Annotated in this window: 14 protein-coding genes; 8 read left to right on the top strand and 6 right to left on the bottom strand. The window is 56.1% G+C overall.

Annotation, left to right across the window (positions count from 1 at the left end; translation table 11 throughout):
• Window positions 1-48 precede the first annotated feature (48 nt).
• Complete coding sequence (locus tag G6N80_RS19895; RefSeq protein WP_062552578.1) at window positions 49-822, top strand: NAD kinase; 774 nt, start codon at window positions 49-51, stop codon at window positions 820-822.
• Between the two features lie 79 nt (window positions 823-901).
• Here the strand turns inward: G6N80_RS19895 and prfB are convergent.
• From prfB to G6N80_RS19910, 3 genes are all read right to left on the bottom strand, one after another.
• Window positions 902-2,033, bottom strand: a protein-coding gene (prfB, locus tag G6N80_RS19900; protein ID WP_156378992.1) for a peptide chain release factor 2 whose coding sequence is annotated in 2 segments (ribosomal slippage) — window positions 902-1,963 and window positions 1,965-2,033 — 1,131 coding nt in all. Because the reading frame shifts where the segments join, the coding sequence is not laid out codon by codon here.
• 117 nt (window positions 2,034-2,150) lie between these two features.
• The gene (locus G6N80_RS19905; RefSeq protein WP_062552580.1) at window positions 2,151-4,604 is read right to left on the bottom strand and encodes a penicillin-binding protein 1A; all 2,454 of its coding nucleotides are present in this window, start codon (window positions 4,602-4,604) and stop codon (window positions 2,151-2,153) included.
• A 271-nt stretch (window positions 4,605-4,875) separates the two neighbouring features.
• A complete protein-coding gene (locus G6N80_RS19910) occupies window positions 4,876-6,117 on the bottom strand; it encodes an N-acetylmuramoyl-L-alanine amidase (RefSeq protein WP_165136238.1) in 1,242 nt (413 codons plus the stop codon).
• Between the two features lie 252 nt (window positions 6,118-6,369).
• On the opposite strand from G6N80_RS19910, the gene G6N80_RS19915 reads away from it, so the two are divergent.
• The 7 genes from G6N80_RS19915 to aat all read left to right on the top strand — a co-directional run bounded on the left by G6N80_RS19915 (window position 6,370) and on the right by aat (window position 13,822).
• Window positions 6,370-6,705 (top strand): hypothetical protein, encoded by a 336-nt coding sequence (locus tag G6N80_RS19915; RefSeq protein ID WP_156378993.1) that lies wholly within the window; start codon window positions 6,370-6,372, stop codon window positions 6,703-6,705.
• 49 nt (window positions 6,706-6,754) lie between these two features.
• Entirely contained in the window at window positions 6,755-9,685 is a 2,931-nt protein-coding gene (locus tag G6N80_RS19920; protein WP_165136241.1) for an Rne/Rng family ribonuclease, read from the top strand.
• Between the two features lie 297 nt (window positions 9,686-9,982).
• Complete coding sequence (locus tag G6N80_RS19925) at window positions 9,983-10,747, top strand: DsbA family protein (RefSeq protein ID WP_165136244.1); 765 nt, start codon at window positions 9,983-9,985, stop codon at window positions 10,745-10,747.
• A gap of 156 nt (window positions 10,748-10,903) precedes the next feature.
• Window positions 10,904-11,341 carry a type II 3-dehydroquinate dehydratase gene (aroQ, locus tag G6N80_RS19930; protein WP_062552583.1) on the top strand — a complete coding sequence of 146 codons (438 nt, stop codon included), beginning with the start codon at window positions 10,904-10,906 and terminating at the stop codon, window positions 11,339-11,341.
• Between the two features lie 25 nt (window positions 11,342-11,366).
• The gene (gene accB, locus G6N80_RS19935; protein ID WP_062552584.1) at window positions 11,367-11,843 is read left to right on the top strand and encodes an acetyl-CoA carboxylase biotin carboxyl carrier protein; all 477 of its coding nucleotides are present in this window, start codon (window positions 11,367-11,369) and stop codon (window positions 11,841-11,843) included.
• Window positions 11,844-11,852: 9 nt separating this feature from the next.
• Window positions 11,853-13,202 (top strand): acetyl-CoA carboxylase biotin carboxylase subunit, encoded by a 1,350-nt coding sequence (accC, locus tag G6N80_RS19940; RefSeq protein WP_062552585.1) that lies wholly within the window; start codon window positions 11,853-11,855, stop codon window positions 13,200-13,202.
• A gap of 2 nt (window positions 13,203-13,204) precedes the next feature.
• Window positions 13,205-13,822 carry a leucyl/phenylalanyl-tRNA--protein transferase gene (gene aat, locus G6N80_RS19945; RefSeq protein WP_062552586.1) on the top strand — a complete coding sequence of 206 codons (618 nt, stop codon included), beginning with the start codon at window positions 13,205-13,207 and terminating at the stop codon, window positions 13,820-13,822.
• Window positions 13,823-13,896: 74 nt separating this feature from the next.
• Here the strand turns inward: aat and G6N80_RS19950 are convergent, their stop codons facing one another.
• From G6N80_RS19950 to G6N80_RS19960, 3 genes are all read right to left on the bottom strand, one after another.
• A complete protein-coding gene (locus G6N80_RS19950; protein ID WP_244484641.1) occupies window positions 13,897-14,298 on the bottom strand; it encodes a DUF2155 domain-containing protein in 402 nt (133 codons plus the stop codon).
• Between the two features lie 236 nt (window positions 14,299-14,534).
• Entirely contained in the window at window positions 14,535-14,933 is a 399-nt protein-coding gene (locus tag G6N80_RS19955) for an NADH:ubiquinone oxidoreductase subunit NDUFA12 (RefSeq protein ID WP_062552588.1), read from the bottom strand.
• A gap of 98 nt (window positions 14,934-15,031) precedes the next feature.
• Window positions 15,032-15,499: a GNAT family N-acetyltransferase gene (locus tag G6N80_RS19960; RefSeq protein WP_165136247.1), complete on the bottom strand. Its 468-nt coding sequence runs from the start codon at window positions 15,497-15,499 to the stop codon at window positions 15,032-15,034.
• Between the last annotated feature and the right edge of the window lie 11 nt (window positions 15,500-15,510).

Consider the following 15,510-nt stretch of genomic DNA (forward strand, 5'->3'; position numbering starts at 1 on the left):
CCTGGAGACCGATATCGGCTACCAAAGTGCCAGGAACGAGGAGAGCCAATGTCTTCTAGCAGCTACAAAATTTGCTTTCTGGCTTCTCCAGCACCAGAGGCGCAGGCGGCCTTTGCCGAGTTGACATCGCTCTACGGGAATCATGACGTGTCCGACGCCGATGTCGTCGTTGCCCTGGGAGGCGACGGATTCATGCTTCAGACCCTTCACCAGACCATCAATAGCGGCAAACGAATCTATGGCATGAATTGTGGTTCCGTTGGCTTCCTGATGAACGATTACCGTGTCGATGGCCTCAACGCGCGAATCAATGCTTCCGTTGAAAACGACCTTCATCCTTTGCAGATGAAAACCATCAATGCAGATGGATCCAAATCCGTCGCACTCGCCATCAATGAGGTCTACATCTTCCGGCAATCTTACCAGGCGACAAAGGTGCGCGTAACGATCGACGGGCATACACGCCTCGAGGAGCTGATTTGTGACGGGCTGATGATCGCGACGCCAGCAGGTTCCACTGCCTATAATCTGTCTGCTCACGGACCCATTCTCCCACTGGAAGCCCCTTTGCTGGCCATGACACCGGTGAGTGCGTTTCGCCCTCGTCGCTGGCGCGGCGCGCTTTTGCCAAACAAGGTTTGCGTTGAGCTCGATATTCTGGAAGCAGACAAACGACCCGTGAACGCTGTCGCAGATAATACCGAGGTCAAGAGCGTCCTGAAAGTTATCATTTCGCAATCCAGCGATCGGACCGCGAGGATCCTGTCCGATCCCGATCATTCCTGGTCCGAGCGGATCCTGGCCGAGCAGTTCTCAGACTGAATATTCCCGCAGGATACAAAAAAGGGCTGCGCAACTTGCACGCAGCCCCATTTTAATCACGGATCAACGATCCAGCATCTCAATCGATGTCGGCCACGTCTGCTCCGGCACCACCGTTGATCCGGTGCGCAAGGGCCGCCTCCATGAACTCGTTCAGTTCACCATCCAGAACATCGCCCGGTGCCGTGCTTTCCACGCCGGTCCGAAGATCTTTCACCAACTGATAGGGCTGGAGAACATACGAGCGGATCTGATGACCCCATCCGATATCGGTCTTCGATGCGGCTTCGGCGTTTGCCGCCTCTTCCCGCTTCTTCAATTCGACCTCATACAGACGTGCGCGCAACATATCCCACGCCTTGGCGCGGTTCTTGTGCTGCGAACGCTCCTGCTGGCAAGCAACCACGATACCGCTTGGAATATGCGTGATTCGTACGGCCGAATCCGTCGTATTGACGTGCTGTCCGCCTGCACCGGATGAGCGATAGGTATCGATACGGCAATCGCTTTCGTTCACTTCGATCTGGATCGAGTCGTCAACCACAGGATAAACCCAGATCGACGAGAATGACGTGTGACGACGTGCGTTGCTGTCATAAGGAGAAATGCGGACAAGCCGGTGAACGCCGGACTCGGTTTTGAGCCAGCCATAGGCATTATGGCCCTTGACCAGGATCGTGGCAGATTTGATGCCCGCCTCTTCACCGTCATGGACTTCCAGCAGTTCCACCTTGAAGCCCGAGCGCTCCGCCCAACGGGTATACATGCGCAGGAGCATGTTTGCCCAATCCTGCGATTCGGTACCACCAGCGCCGGAGTGAACTTCAACATAGGTGTCGTTGCCGTCCGCCTCGCCCGAGAGCATGGCTTCGACCTGCCGGCGGGTTGCTTCAGCCCGAAGAACCTTCAACGCATCTTCCGCGTCGCGAACGACGGTTTCGTCGCCTTCTTCCTCGCCAAGCTCGATAAACTCGATATTGTCCCGCAGTTGCTGCTCCAGAGACTTTACGCCGCTGATGCTGTCGTCCAACTGCTGGCGTTCGCGCATGAGCTTCTGCGCTTCGCTGGCGTCGTTCCAGAGTGTTGGATCTTCTGCCTTGTTGTTCAACCAGTCCAGTCGTCTTACCGCCTGATCCCAGTCAAAGATGCCTCCTCAGCAGGCTTATGGCCTGCTTGATTTCGTCGATAACATTCAAAGTCTCGTTGCGCATTCTCTGCCTTCTCGTCCTTTCGGGATTTGACGGTTGAATAGTTCCACCGACGAGATCTGTAAAGCATCACAATGAGCTTGCCATCAGGTCGGCGCGTGACCCAGCCGTTGTGCTGGATCAGAACAGGCCACCGGAACCGGAGGTTACAGCCTGCTGTGCCTGCGGCGATGTCTTGAGGATTTCCTCAGGAGGCAACTGCGCATTGGCGCCAATGATCGTCAGCGTATCTGCAGGCCCTGTTCCCGGCTTGAAAGCTTCGACGATCGTATCCGGCTCACCCTCAAGCGCAAACATGCCGGTCTTTCTGTTGACAGCAATGAACTGCATTCCAGCAGGAACCTGGAATTTCGTCGCCGGGGTTACCTTGGCAGCCTGAGCGAGGAATTCACCGAAAATCGGTGCCGAGAGGCTGCCGCCAGTGCCGCCACGACCGAGCGGCGTCGGTGTATCGAAGCCGATGTAGAGGCCAGCAACAAGGTTCGGCGTAAAGCCGACAAACCAGGCATCCTTTTCGTCGTTCGTCGTACCGGTCTTGCCCGCAACCGGACGATCCTTCACCGGGATCTTACCGGCGGCGGTGCCACGCTGGACAACACCTTCCATCATCGATGTGATCTGATAAGCCGTCATCGGGTCGAGAACCTGCTCGCGGTTATCGATCAGCGTTGGCTCAGGCTGGTTTGCCCAACTATTGAAATTACATCCTTCGCAGGTCCGCTCCTCATGGCGGAAAATCGTTTTGCCATAGCGATCCTGAATACGGTCAACCAGGGTGGGCTTGATCTGCTTGCCACCATTCGCGATGACCGAATAGGCCGAGACCATACGCAGAACGGTGGTTTCACCGGAACCAAGCGACATGGACAGAAGCGGCGCCATCTTGTCGTAGATGCCGAAACGCTGCGCATATTCCGCAACCAGATCCATGCCCATGTCCTGCGCGAGGCGCACAGTCATCTGGTTACGCGATTTCTCGATGCCGACTCGCAGCGTCGACGGGCCACCCGATTCGCCACCGTAGTTATCCGGGCTCCAGACCTGCCCACCAGATGTGACTTCGATTGGGGCGTCCAGAATGACAGAGGATGGAGTGTAACCATTGTCCAGCGCGGCAGCATAGACAAAGGGCTTGAATGACGAACCGGGCTGACGCATCGCCTGTGTCGCGCGATTGAACTCCGACTGACCGTAGGAGAAGCCGCCCACCATGGCCAGGACGCGGCCCGTATGCGGATCCATCACCACCATACCGCCCTGGACCTTCGGGGGTTGCCTCAACGCGAAGATACCAGGCTTGTTCTCGATCGGCTCGACGTAGACGACATCGCCCGCCTCGACCACACCGACCGGAGACTTGGCCGTCTTCTTGACGCCCTTTGCATCGCGGAAGGCCCATTTCATCTGATCGGCAGGGATGGTTCCCTTTTTGCGTTCCTCGACAACTTTACCGGCGACCAGATCAGGTTGAAGGCCGATATCGACCTGCTTGTCGGATACTGCAGTAACGACGGCCAGCTTCCACTCCGGAACATCGCGGAGAGCCGGAACCTTGGCAAGTTCCGGGCCCCAGTCACCGGACACGCCGATCTTTGCAATCGCACCGCGATAACCCCGGCGCTCGTCGTAATCGACCAATCCCTTCTGCAACGAAGCCCTGGCCATGATCTGCAACTGCGGATCGAGCGACGTACGAACGGACAAGCCGCCTTCATAAAGAGCCTTGTCGCCGTATTTTTCTATGATCTGGCGGCGTACTTCTTCCGAGAAGTATTCGGACGCAGCGAGCGTCGCGCCACCACGGTTCATGTTCACTCCGAGCGGCTGCTTCTTGGCCTGCTCGGCGTCACTGGCGGTGATGTAGCCGTCTTCCGCCATGCGGCTGATCACGTAGTTGCGGCGGGTGATGGCAGCTTCTTCATGACGGAATGGATTATAGTTGGCAGGTCCCTTGGGAAGCCCTCCAAGGTAGGCCGCCTCCGCAATCGTCAACTCCGTCACGGATTTATTGAAATAGGTCAGCGCCGCGCCTGCGATGCCATAGGAATTGAACCCGAAGAAGATCTCATTGAGATAGAGTTCGAGAATCTTGTCCTTCGAGTAGGTCTGCTCGATGCGGAAGGAGAGGATCGCTTCCTTGACCTTTCGATCAATCGTTTGGTCCGCTGAGAGCAGAAAGTTTTTGGCAACCTGCTGGGTGATCGTCGATGCGCCTTCAGGCCGCCGACCGGATCCGATGTTCTGGATATTGTTGACGACCGCACGTGCGAGACCCCAGGGGTCAACGCCGGGATGCTTGTAGAAATTCTGGTCTTCCGCAGCGATGAATGCCGCCTTGACGCGGTCCGGAATGGCCTGAATCGGCAGAAAGAGGCGCTTCTCTCGCGCATACTCTGCCATCAGCGCTCCATTACCTGCGTGGACGCGCGTTGCGACCGGTGGCTCGTAGGAGGCTAATACCTCGTAATTCGGAAGATCCTTGGATACGCCCATCAGGTAGACGGCGGCGACGGCAGCAAACGCAAAGAACGCGATGCACGCCAGGCCGAAAAAATATCCAAGTAATCTGATCATTCGCTAGCTACCGCTTCGGTCGTTCGGCACAGTCCCGGCCGACTCTCATGTTTCCACGCGTTTCGCACATGGCCTGCACCGACTGCAAGCGTCAGCAGTCAAAAACCATGTTTGGTCACCCATTCCAAGCGTCACTGTGTAACGCCGGGAATGTGAGTAAAATAGGGCTCTTGCGAAGACTTGCCCGTCTTCACCCCGATCCTTTGACCGAAATGCCAACCCAGTGAGAGCCTGTTGCAGTCAGGCCACAATGTAATCTGCTCCGACGCAATCAGCCGCCGCCCGCAACAGTCTCGCCCCGGTATTTCAGGACTGCATCAACAAGAAGGCTGGTCAGCTTGTCCCGCCACTCTTCACTCAACAGCAGCTTTTCATCTCCTTCGTTGGACAAAAAGCCAAGCTCGAGCAGGATCGATGGAATGTCTGGCGCTCGCAGTACCTGAAAACCTGCGAAGCGGTGAGGATTATTGATGAGACCGATCTGGCCCTCGAAGGATTTCACCACCCTGTTTGCCAGGGAGATGGAAAATGCCTGGGTTTCCCGGCGGGTCAAATCCAGCAAGATATCGGCGATTTCGGGCTGCGGTACCTCAATCGAGTACCCGGCAAGCTGATCCGAAAGGTTTTCACGCGCGGCGAGCGCCGCAGCCATCTTGTCCGACGCCGTATCGGACAGCGTGTAAACGGTCGAGCCGCGAATGTTCTTTTGTCCCAGCGTATCGGCGTGAAGGGAGATGAAGAGATCCGCCTTGCCCTGCCGCGCCAGAACAACCCGCTCTGAAAGTGACAGAAAACTATCATTGCTACGGGTCAGAAACGCTCGGATGCCGGTCTGTTTGTTCAGCTTCTCCACGAGGATTTTGGCAAAAGCGAGCGTTATGTCCTTCTCTGGCGTCTTCGTAACTGCACCGGAGGCTCCTGCATCGATGCCACCATGCCCGGCGTCGATGGCAATTGTAAAGACGCCATCCTTCGACATTGCACCATCGGGCAAACCTTCAATAACGGCAGACTGTTTGAGCTCAGAACTCTTCCAGCTCTGGGTCCTGACCAGTTCTGCGAATTTCTCCTTTGTCGTGATCTCGGCATCAAGAACCAGCCTGAAACCTCGATCCTCATTCTTTTGAACCTCGGCGGAAACCAGTTTCACCGGACGCTGAGCGGTCAGGACGATGCGCGCGCTGCCCTCGCCCATGGTTCCGTAACGGATGTCCTTGAACAGCCCGCGCGCGGCAAGGTCTTCAGCAGGAAAACCGAATGCCGTCGTAGGCAAGTCAATGACGATGCGTTCTGGCGAGGCAACATAATGAACGGAGAATTCCGGCTTGTCGTCGAAATCGACGACAACACGAGATCGCGCATCATCGCCAACAATACGCGCCGAGAATGCCAGCAGTGGTTCATCGGGTTTTTCGGTTGCTCGAACTGAAACGGGGCAAAGCAGACACAGCGCGATGAGCAAACCCGAGAAAAGACTGAAGGCGCTCCCAGCACCGACAGCCGGTCGGCACATAGATATTGTGGAGTTTCTCCAAACCGGTCTCAACGCGCTTTCTCTCCCTGCACCTGATTCTCAATGTACAACACGCAATCACCGCTGTTCAATTTCCCTGGCAAAGGCGCCCAATGCCAAAGCGATACGGCGTCACTGCGCTTTAGTCCGTCAATTTGATCCATAATAAGGCAGGATCGGCTTTGCCCTTGCTATTGTGACGGATAAAACATACAAGGCTTGTGAGGGTTTAAGTGTCGACGGGATAGTCTGTTGCAGGCAGCCAGCTGTCATGTTCTGGCGCCGTGGAGCAAAGACATCCGCCGTCTCTACACTTGGCCTGAAACACCATCAACTCCGGCATGGCCGGACGAATACCGGATGGCTCGCCATCCTGCTCATCGGGAGCAAATTCATCGGGTTCCGCAAGGGACCTTGTATAACGTCATTCTCGACTGGTCTTTAATGTTGCGGCACGATTTGCATACTCCAGGCAGGCTGAAAAGAACGAAGGTTCTGATGCTTGTCGTGGCGATGCCGCTCGAAAGCGTATCAGCGGGAAATCTTTATCCGGCGCAAAACTCGCGATGCAGGGAGGTGCTGACATGAGGACAGGCCTCTTCAAGCACGCGCGGCTGCGCCGAGGAGCACATGTTCAATGGCAGACAAAATGCTTATCGACGCCTCCCATGCGGAGGAAACACGCGTCGTAGTCGTCCGGGGAAACCGGATTGAAGAGTTCGATTTCGAGTCGCAGCACAAGAAGCAGATACGCGGCAACATTTACCTGGCGAAGGTGACCCGCGTTGAGCCTTCCCTTCAGGCCGCATTCGTTGACTATGGCGGCAACCGTCATGGTTTTCTCGCTTTCGCGGAAATCCATCCAGACTATTATCAAATCCCGCTTGCTGACCGTCAGGCACTGCTTCAGGCGGAAATGGAAGATAATCCCCGCCATCACGATCACGACGTCGAGCCCGTTATTGATCTCGCGAAGGCAGATCAACCTGATGTGGGAATTGTCAAACAGGTAGAAGCCGCTCTTGGCGCTGATGACAGCTCAAGCGAGCCTGTCAACGCGACGGAGGCTCCTGCCAATGCCGACAATTCCGCTGAAGAGGTAGCTGCTGAGGCAGTTGCGGAAGAAAAGCCAAAAGCCAAGCCGCGCCGTAGCCGGGCCCGCAAGAAGCCGGTTGAGGCTGCCGTAGATGAGGCGGCCGTCGCGTCAGACACGACGGACGGAAACGACGACAGCACGCCGGACGAGATGGCGGCGATGGTCGATACTGATTCCGTGTCTGAAGATGTCGTCGATCGCCGTTCCAACGACGACGATGATGACGATGACGACGACCATGAAAAAGAAGTCATCGAGTCCGTTGGTGCAGAAGACGCCATGGAAGAGGTGCCGGATCGCGTATTCCGCAAGCCGCGCAAGCAATACCGAATCCAGGAAGTCATCAAACGCCGCCAGATCCTGCTGGTTCAGGTTGCGAAGGAAGAGCGTGGCAACAAGGGCGCCGCTCTGACGACCTATCTCTCGCTTGCCGGTCGTTATTCGGTATTGATGCCGAACACTGCACGTGGTGGCGGCATTTCGCGCAAGATCACCAATCCGACGGACCGCAAGCGCCTCAAGGAAATTGCGCGCGAGTTGGACGTGCCGCTGGGCATGGGCGTGATTCTTCGTACGGCTGGAGCAAACCGCACCCGCGTCGAGATCAAGCGTGACTTCGAATACCTGATGCGTCTGTGGGAGAATGTCAGGACGCTGACGCTGAACTCGATCGCTCCCTGTCTGGTTTACGAGGAAGGATCGCTGATCAAGCGCTCCATTCGCGATCTCTACAATAAGGACATATCCGAGGTCATCGTTGCCGGTGAGGAAGGCTATCGCGAAGCGAAAGACTTCATGAAGATGCTGATGCCGAGCCATGCCAAAGTGGTTCAGCCCTATCGGGATCTGCATCCGATTTTCTCGCGCTCTGGCATCGAGGCACAGCTCGACCGGATGCTGCAGCCGCAGGTTACGTTGAAGTCGGGCGGCTACCTCATCATCAACCAGACGGAAGCGCTGGTCGCTATCGACGTCAACTCCGGGCGTTCGACTCGCGAGCATTCGATCGAAGAGACCGCACTTCAGACCAATCTGGAGGCAGCAGAGGAAGTTGCTCGCCAGTTGAGGCTCCGGGACCTTGCGGGTCTGATCGTCATCGACTTTATCGACATGGAAGAGAAGCGGAACAACCGCTCTGTCGAGAAGAAGCTGAAGGATTGCCTAAAGAACGATCGCGCACGCATTCAGGTAGGCCGCATCTCGCATTTCGGTCTGCTCGAAATGTCGCGCCAGCGTATTCGCGCCAGTGTGCTCGAGTCGACCACTCAGGTCTGCTCGCACTGCGGCGGAACAGGTCACGTTCGGTCGCAGTCTTCGATTGCCCTGCATGTTCTGCGCGGTGTCGAAGAATACCTGCTCAAGAATACCACGCACGATATCACGGTGCGTACGACGCCTGAGATTGCGCTTTATCTGCTCAACCACAAACGCGGTAATGTCGTTGATTATGAAAACCGCTTCGGCGTCTCTATCTTCATTGAAGCGGATGGCGCGGTCGGCGCAAGCCACTTCGCAATCGACCGAGGTGAGCCTGTTGCCAACCCGGTGAAAATCGAAAGCCTCGTTCAGTTTGCGGCCCTCCCCGTTGAGGAAGACGAAGACGATGTCATCATCGAAGCTGATGACGAGGACGAAGATGAGGCGCCGGCTGCTGCGGCAAACTCCGCACAGGCTGTACGTTCGGAAGATGAGCAGGGCAATCGCAAGCGCAAGCGTCGCCGCCGCCGTCGCAATCGCAATGGCGAGCGTAACGATCCTTCGCAGCAAGCTTCGGGTGATGCATCCGGCGCCGACGAAGACGGCGATGATGATGAAGACGATGATTCTGCGGAAGGCCAGACGGATCAGGCCCAGTCGGAAACCGAAGAAGGCAATAAGCGCAAGCGTCGTCGTCGTGGCAAGCGCGGCGGTCGCCGCAATCGTCAGGGCGAAGAGGACGGCGTGCAGGCAAACTCCGGCGAAGACGATACTGAAGCCAGTACTCCTGCCGATGAGAGCACAGACGACAATGATCTGAGCCCTGTATCCGGCTTCTCCGACGGCGGTTCGACGCAGGAACTCCAGGTCGATGCTGAAGAGGCTGTAGCAGCAGACTCAAACGAAGCCGGGAAAACGGAAGAAACTCCGGTCAAGCCGCGTCGCACGCGTCGTTCCAAGGCCTCCAGCAAATCGGAGACCGAAGCCGTTGCCGATACTGTCGCCGTGACGGAACAGCCTGCAGCGAACTCGGCCGAGGCTGAAGTGGCAGAACCAGAAGCCGTAAAGCCGGAACCAGCAGTCGAAACCGCTGTAGACGCGGCTTCGTCATCGGAAGAAAGTGCGGCCGAAAAAGCAATTCGGGCAAACCGTGCGTCCAACATCGCTTCATCGGAACCGGTGGTGACATCCAGCGCTCCATCCGACAGTGAGCCAGATGGCGAGCCCACGAAACCGAAGCGTGCTGGCTGGTGGCAGAAGCGCGGCTTCCTTTGATCTCGGATTAAGGTTTGTAAAGCGGTCGCACATGTTGCGGCCGTTTTGCTTTTCGGGGGTAAAATAGTGAAATATGTGCGCGCAGTGCTGCGGCGCATTTTTGGTCAAAGGTGATTGATCTCAACCTGTTGCGATGGCAATCATGAATTGATCAGTGTCTGCCAAAATTGTGATCGTTTGATCCAGTAGACCCCGAGACCACCGAAGCGCTACAGGATCGTAAATGATTCACCCAGACGTCAATCGATAGGGTTGAGTCGCGATCAGTTTTTGCGATGCGCGATATAGAGGATAGCCATGAAATCTTTTCTGAAGTTGCTTACCGCCGGGCTTCTGGCCTCCGCTACCGTTGTCGCGACTGGAACTGCTGCAAACGCTCTGGATGACCAGCAGAAAAAGGAATTCGGGGCTTTTATCCGGGAATATCTGATCGCCAACCCAGAGATCATGCTCGAAGTGCAGGATGCGCTGGAAAAGAAGCAACAGGATACCCGCACCTCTCAAGCCTCCGAAGGCATCGCGGCAAACAGCAGGGCAATCTTTTCAACAGCCAGCGACATCACCCTGGGCAATCCGAACGGTGATGTGACGATCGTTGAGTTTTTCGATTACAACTGCACCTACTGCAAGCGCGCTTTGACCGACATGGAAACAATTCTCTCATCGGACAAGAAGGTGCGTTTCATCCTGAAGGAATTCCCGATTCTCGGTCCTGATTCCATGGCCGCCCACCGCGTTGCCAGCGCCTTCAAGGCCATAGCTCCGGAGAAGTATCCGCAGTTCCACAAGCAGCTTCTCGGCGGGCAGCAGCGGGCAACGGAACAGACCGCGATCGCTGTCGCAGCAGCTCTGGGTGTCAGCGAATCCGCAATCCGGAAGTCGATGAAGGACAATCCAAACGACCAGCAGATCCGCGCGACCTATGAACTCGCAAATAATCTCGGCGTTACCGGCACACCATTCTATGTCGTCGGAAACGAGGCTGTGTTTGGTGCTGTCGGACATGAAGAACTGTCCAGCAAGATCAGCAACATCCGCTCCTGCGGCAAAGCCACCTGCTGATCGATTGCTTGCAGCCCCTTCACCGGTCGCTTAACGCGCAGTGAGATCAGTATATTCAGTCATTAGGCCCCGGTTATTCACGGCTTTCGTGGCCGGGGGCTTTCCCTTGCCAGCCTGCCGGTCTATAGGTTTCGCTGGTTTTATGGTGGGAATTCCATGAGCAAGACAATCTTTGTCCTCAACGGGCCGAACCTGAATATGCTGGGCAAGCGAGAACCTGGCATTTATGGCGGCAAGACTCTCAAAGATATCGAGAGCGAGTGCGTCACCGCCGGTCGGGAGCTTGGCTTCGAGATCGAGTGCTTTCAGAGCAATCATGAGGGCGTCCTCGTCGACCGGCTTCACGAAGCCGACGATCGGGCAGTGGGCGTTGTCATCAATCCTGGCGCTTACGGCCACACGTCGATCGCGCTTCACGATGCCATCCGGGCCATATCGGTCCCCGTGATCGAAGTGCATATTTCGAACATCCATGCTCGCGAGGAATTCCGACATAAATCGATGATCGCACCAGCGGCCAAAGGCATGATCTGCGGCCTCGGTCCGGGCGGTTATCTTCTGGCATTGCGCGCGCTGCGCGATATCACCAATTAAGAACAACAGAGCACATAGGTTGACCATGTCTGAGAAGAAGAACGGTTTCGACAAGGGGTTGATCCGCGATCTGGCGAACATCCTCAACGATACCGATTTGACAGAGATCGAAATCGAGCAGGACGATCTGCGCATCCGCGTATCTCGCACCATTCAGGCGCCCCAGTACATCCAGGCTGCTGCACCGGCCCCGCAACTTTACGCAGCGCCTGCCGCGGCACCTGCTGCGCCCGTAACCGGCGCTGCCGTTGAACCTGCGAAAGATCGTTCAAAGGCTGTCACTGCACCAATGGTCGGCACGGTTTATCTTTCACCTGCCCCTGGTGCACGATCCTTCATTGAAGTTGGTGCAACGGTCAAGGAAGGCCAGACGCTTCTCATCATCGAAGCCATGAAGACCATGAACCAGATCCCTGCACCGCGTTCGGGCAAGGTGACGGAAATCATCGTCAATGACGCGCAGCCTGTCGAATACGGCGAGCCGCTCGTTGTGATCGAATAAGGCGGTCTCATGATTTCGAAGATCCTCATTGCCAACCGTGGCGAGATTGCCCTTCGTGTCCTGCGGGCATGCAAGGAACTCGGCATTTCGACCGTCGCTGTTCATTCCACGGCTGACGCTGACGCAATGCATGTGCGTCTGGCAGACGAAAGCGTATGTATCGGCCCACCGCCATCACGTGACAGCTATCTCAACATCCACCAGATCGTTGCGGCTTGCGAGATCACCGGTGCGGATGCAGTGCATCCCGGTTACGGCTTCCTGTCGGAAAATGCCAAGTTCGCGGATATACTGGAAGCGCATGGCATTACCTTCATTGGACCCACTGCTGAGCATATTCGCCTGATGGGTGACAAGATCACGGCCAAGAAGACGGCTGTCGAGCTTGGCATTCCAGTCGTTCCAGGCTCTGACGGCGAAGTGACGCCCGACAACGCTCTGGAAATCGCACGGCAGATCGGTTTCCCGGTCCTGATCAAGGCTACTGCTGGCGGCGGCGGTCGTGGCATGAAGGTCGCCAAAACCGAAGCCGATCTTGAGGAAGCCTTCAATACGGCCCGTTCGGAAGCGGCTGCCGCATTTGGCAATGATGCGGTCTATATGGAGAAGTATCTCGGCAAGCCTCGCCATATCGAGATCCAGGTCGTGGGCGACGGGGCCGGCAATGCTATCCACCTCGGAGAACGCGATTGCTCGCTGCAGCGCCGTCACCAGAAGGTTTGGGAAGAGGCAAATTCCCCTGCCCTGAATGTTGATCAACGCATGAAGATCGGTCAGATCTGCGCTGATGCCATGAAGAAGATGAAGTACCGCGGTGCCGGTACGATTGAGTTCCTGTACGAGAATGGCGAATTCTACTTCATCGAGATGAATACGCGACTTCAGGTCGAGCATCCGATCACGGAAGCCATCACCGGCATCGATCTCGTTCATGAGCAGATCCGCGTTGCCTCTGGCGCCGGGCTTTCCGTAACCCAGGACGAGATCAGTTTTTCCGGTCACGCGATCGAGTGCCGCATCAACGCCGAAGACCCGCGTACGTTCGTTCCGTCACCGGGAACGATCACACACTTCCACGCGCCGGGTGGCTTGGGTGTTCGTGTCGATTCGGGCGCCTATGCTGGTTACAAGATCCCTCCCTACTATGACAGCCTGATCGGCAAGCTCATCGTCCACGGTCGGACTCGCGTCGAATGCATGATGCGTCTGCGCCGCGTGCTCGACGAATTCGTCGTTGACGGTATCAAGACGACACTGCCGCTTTTCCAGGATCTCGTTTCCAACCAGGATATCGCCAACGGTGACTACGATATCCACTGGCTGGAAAAGTATCTGGCTGGCGACAAGCCAAGCGCGTAGTCATGGCAGGTCGGCGCGGCAGATATTATCCAGCCATCACGCCGGAAATTCTGCTGCGTGCCTATTCCATCGGTCTTTTTCCGATGGCCGAATCAGCGGACGACCCGGAAGTCTTCTGGGTCGAGCCGGAACTGCGGGGCATCATTCCACTGGATGCCTTCCATGTATCGAAGAGCCTTCACAAGGCCGTTCGGCAGCAGGCTTTCTCAATTCGCCGTAACACGGCATTCGAAGCCGTGATGGCTGGCTGCGCCGAATCAGCACCTGACAGGGCGACGACCTGGATCAACTCCACAATCCGCTCACTCTATAAACAGCTTCATGCCATGGGGCATGCGCACAGTGTTGAGGCCTGGGACGGCGATCAACTGGTCGGCGGGTTATATGGGGTGTCCCTGGGTGCTGCATTCTTTGGAGAAAGCATGTTCTCACGGCGCACGAATGCGTCGAAGATCTGCCTTGTTCATCTCGTCAATCATCTGCGTGCCAACGATTTTCAACTGCTGGACACGCAATTCACGACTGATCATTTGAAAACGTTTGGCGCGATCGACATCCCGAAACAGGATTATCTCGAACTGCTGAAAGCAGCTGTCGAACTGCCTGACCGCCCCTTCTGATCAGTGACGGAAGATAGCCCCAGGCATTGGCGCCTCGAAACCCAATACAGGTTGCGGCCAAATTTGATGCGTATTTATGGCTTGGCAGCCGCAGGTGGCTTTGTCGGGCTTGCGGGCGGCGGAACATCTGACTTCTGCTTACAGCCTGTCAGCCAGACGTCGTAGATAGGATGTTCAACAGCATTAAGACCAGGGCTGTCGGCAAACATCCATCCTGTAAAGATCCGCCTTATCTTGCGATCAAGCGTGATTTCATCGACCTCAATAAAGCCGTCTACCTTTTGTGCTTCCGTATCATCGCGTGAGAAACAGGCTTTGGGCGTTACCTGCAAGGCACCGTACTGGACAGTCTCGTTCACATAGACATCAAAGCGAGTAATACGACCAGTAATTTTGTCGATACCCGAGAATTCGGCAACCGGATTTTCGATACGGGCCGCGGAAGCAGGTGCAACCATCACCAGACAGAGCGTCATTCCCAGAAGCAGCGAACGAACGAATCTATGGGACATGGGAGCGAAACCACCTTCAGAAACTGCCAAAGCGTGTCGCGATCTTTAGGATTCGCTGCTGACGCTTTATCTCTTTATTTTATCGCACGTCGTTATCGCAAAACCACTGAGCACTTTTGCGCAACATGCTTTAGGTCCCGATCAATGCCGAGACCTAATGGCGATAGTTCAAAAATGTGGCGTGAGATAGAGCAAGACGCTCAGGAGCCCGGTGTCCATGCATCATAGTCACCGGTGACACGCGGACGCTGACCTGTCGCATCCATAGAGCCTGTAGGCTTGTACGCAAACGGCGTCCCTGTCAGGTTCTCGTGATGAGGCTTCTGCCACTCACGGGCTGCATAATTCTCCTTTGAAGGAGGCGTATCGGTCCGGTAATGCATCCAGCCGTGCCAACCCGGCGGGATAGCCGAAGCTTCGGCGTAACCCTTGTAGATGACCCAGCGACGAGGCAGTCCGAAGGACGTCATACCGCCTTCGTAATAGACATTACCCAGTTCATCCTCGCCCACGCGCTTGCCGTTGCGCCACGTAAAGAAGCGTGTGCCGAGCGTCTGGCCATTCCACCAGGTGAAGATTTGAAGGAGAAGATTCTTCATAGTTTTCCAGCGTCCTCGCGAGAGACAAGGAATGTTTCCTTGCCTCGCTTATGCAATCTCGATCCGCGAATGTCCAGCCTTTAGGGGGTGGATACGCGCTATTTGAAGTGCATTCTGAAGCCTGTGAAGTCCGGCGAAAAACCCGCCTTCTCGTAGAAGGCCCGGGTTCCGTCACGGTCGCTTCGGTGCGTGATTTGCACCAGCCGGCAACCGCGTCGTTTCGCCTCGCTCACGGCAAACTCCAAAAGCTTGGAGCCGATCCCCTGTCCGCGTCTGTCTGAGCGCGTGTGCACAGCCTCGATGATACCATTCAATCCTCCGCGACCGCGTAGCGTTCGCAAGAAGGCCATTTGGAAGCTTGCGACCACCTCGCCGCCCTGTTCGGCGACGTAAAGCTGCTCGTTCAGCGACTGGTCAATTATGTGAAATGCTTTGACGTAATCATCATATGCATGCTCGTCGCTGGTATCACCATGGCCACCATGCTCATCTTCTTCAAAGAGCTTTATCAGATTTGCGAGATCTTCTTCCCTGGCCCTTCGAATATGCAAGCTTAACTCAGTCATGGCAGTCCTCC

The sequence above is a fragment of the Rhizobium rhizoryzae genome (genome assembly GCF_011046895.1).
GTDB classification, from domain to species: Bacteria; Pseudomonadota; Alphaproteobacteria; order Rhizobiales; family Rhizobiaceae; genus Neorhizobium; species Neorhizobium rhizoryzae.

Bases quoted from the DNA above. Each gene is read 5' to 3' on its own strand.
- G6N80_RS19955 (WP_062552588.1), bottom strand. From the start codon at position 14,933: ATGAAGAATCTTCTCCTTCAAATCTTCACCTGGTGGAATGGCCAGACG.
- G6N80_RS19920 (WP_165136241.1), top strand. From the start codon at position 6,755: ATGGCAGACAAAATGCTTATCGACGCCTCCCATGCGGAGGAAACACGC.
- G6N80_RS19950 (WP_244484641.1), bottom strand. From the start codon at position 14,298: ATGACGCTCTGTCTGGTGATGGTTGCACCTGCTTCCGCGGCCCGTATC.
- G6N80_RS19925 (WP_165136244.1), top strand. From the start codon at position 9,983: ATGAAATCTTTTCTGAAGTTGCTTACCGCCGGGCTTCTGGCCTCCGCT.
- accC (WP_062552585.1), top strand. From the start codon at position 11,853: ATGATTTCGAAGATCCTCATTGCCAACCGTGGCGAGATTGCCCTTCGT.
- G6N80_RS19905 (WP_062552580.1), bottom strand. From the start codon at position 4,604: ATGATCAGATTACTTGGATATTTTTTCGGCCTGGCGTGCATCGCGTTC.
- aroQ (WP_062552583.1), top strand. From the start codon at position 10,904: ATGAGCAAGACAATCTTTGTCCTCAACGGGCCGAACCTGAATATGCTG.
- G6N80_RS19960 (WP_165136247.1), bottom strand. From the start codon at position 15,499: ATGACTGAGTTAAGCTTGCATATTCGAAGGGCCAGGGAAGAAGATCTC.
- G6N80_RS19910 (WP_165136238.1), bottom strand. From the start codon at position 6,117: ATGTGCCGACCGGCTGTCGGTGCTGGGAGCGCCTTCAGTCTTTTCTCG.
- aat (WP_062552586.1), top strand. From the start codon at position 13,205: ATGGCAGGTCGGCGCGGCAGATATTATCCAGCCATCACGCCGGAAATT.
- accB (WP_062552584.1), top strand. From the start codon at position 11,367: ATGTCTGAGAAGAAGAACGGTTTCGACAAGGGGTTGATCCGCGATCTG.
- G6N80_RS19895 (WP_062552578.1), top strand. From the start codon at position 49: ATGTCTTCTAGCAGCTACAAAATTTGCTTTCTGGCTTCTCCAGCACCA.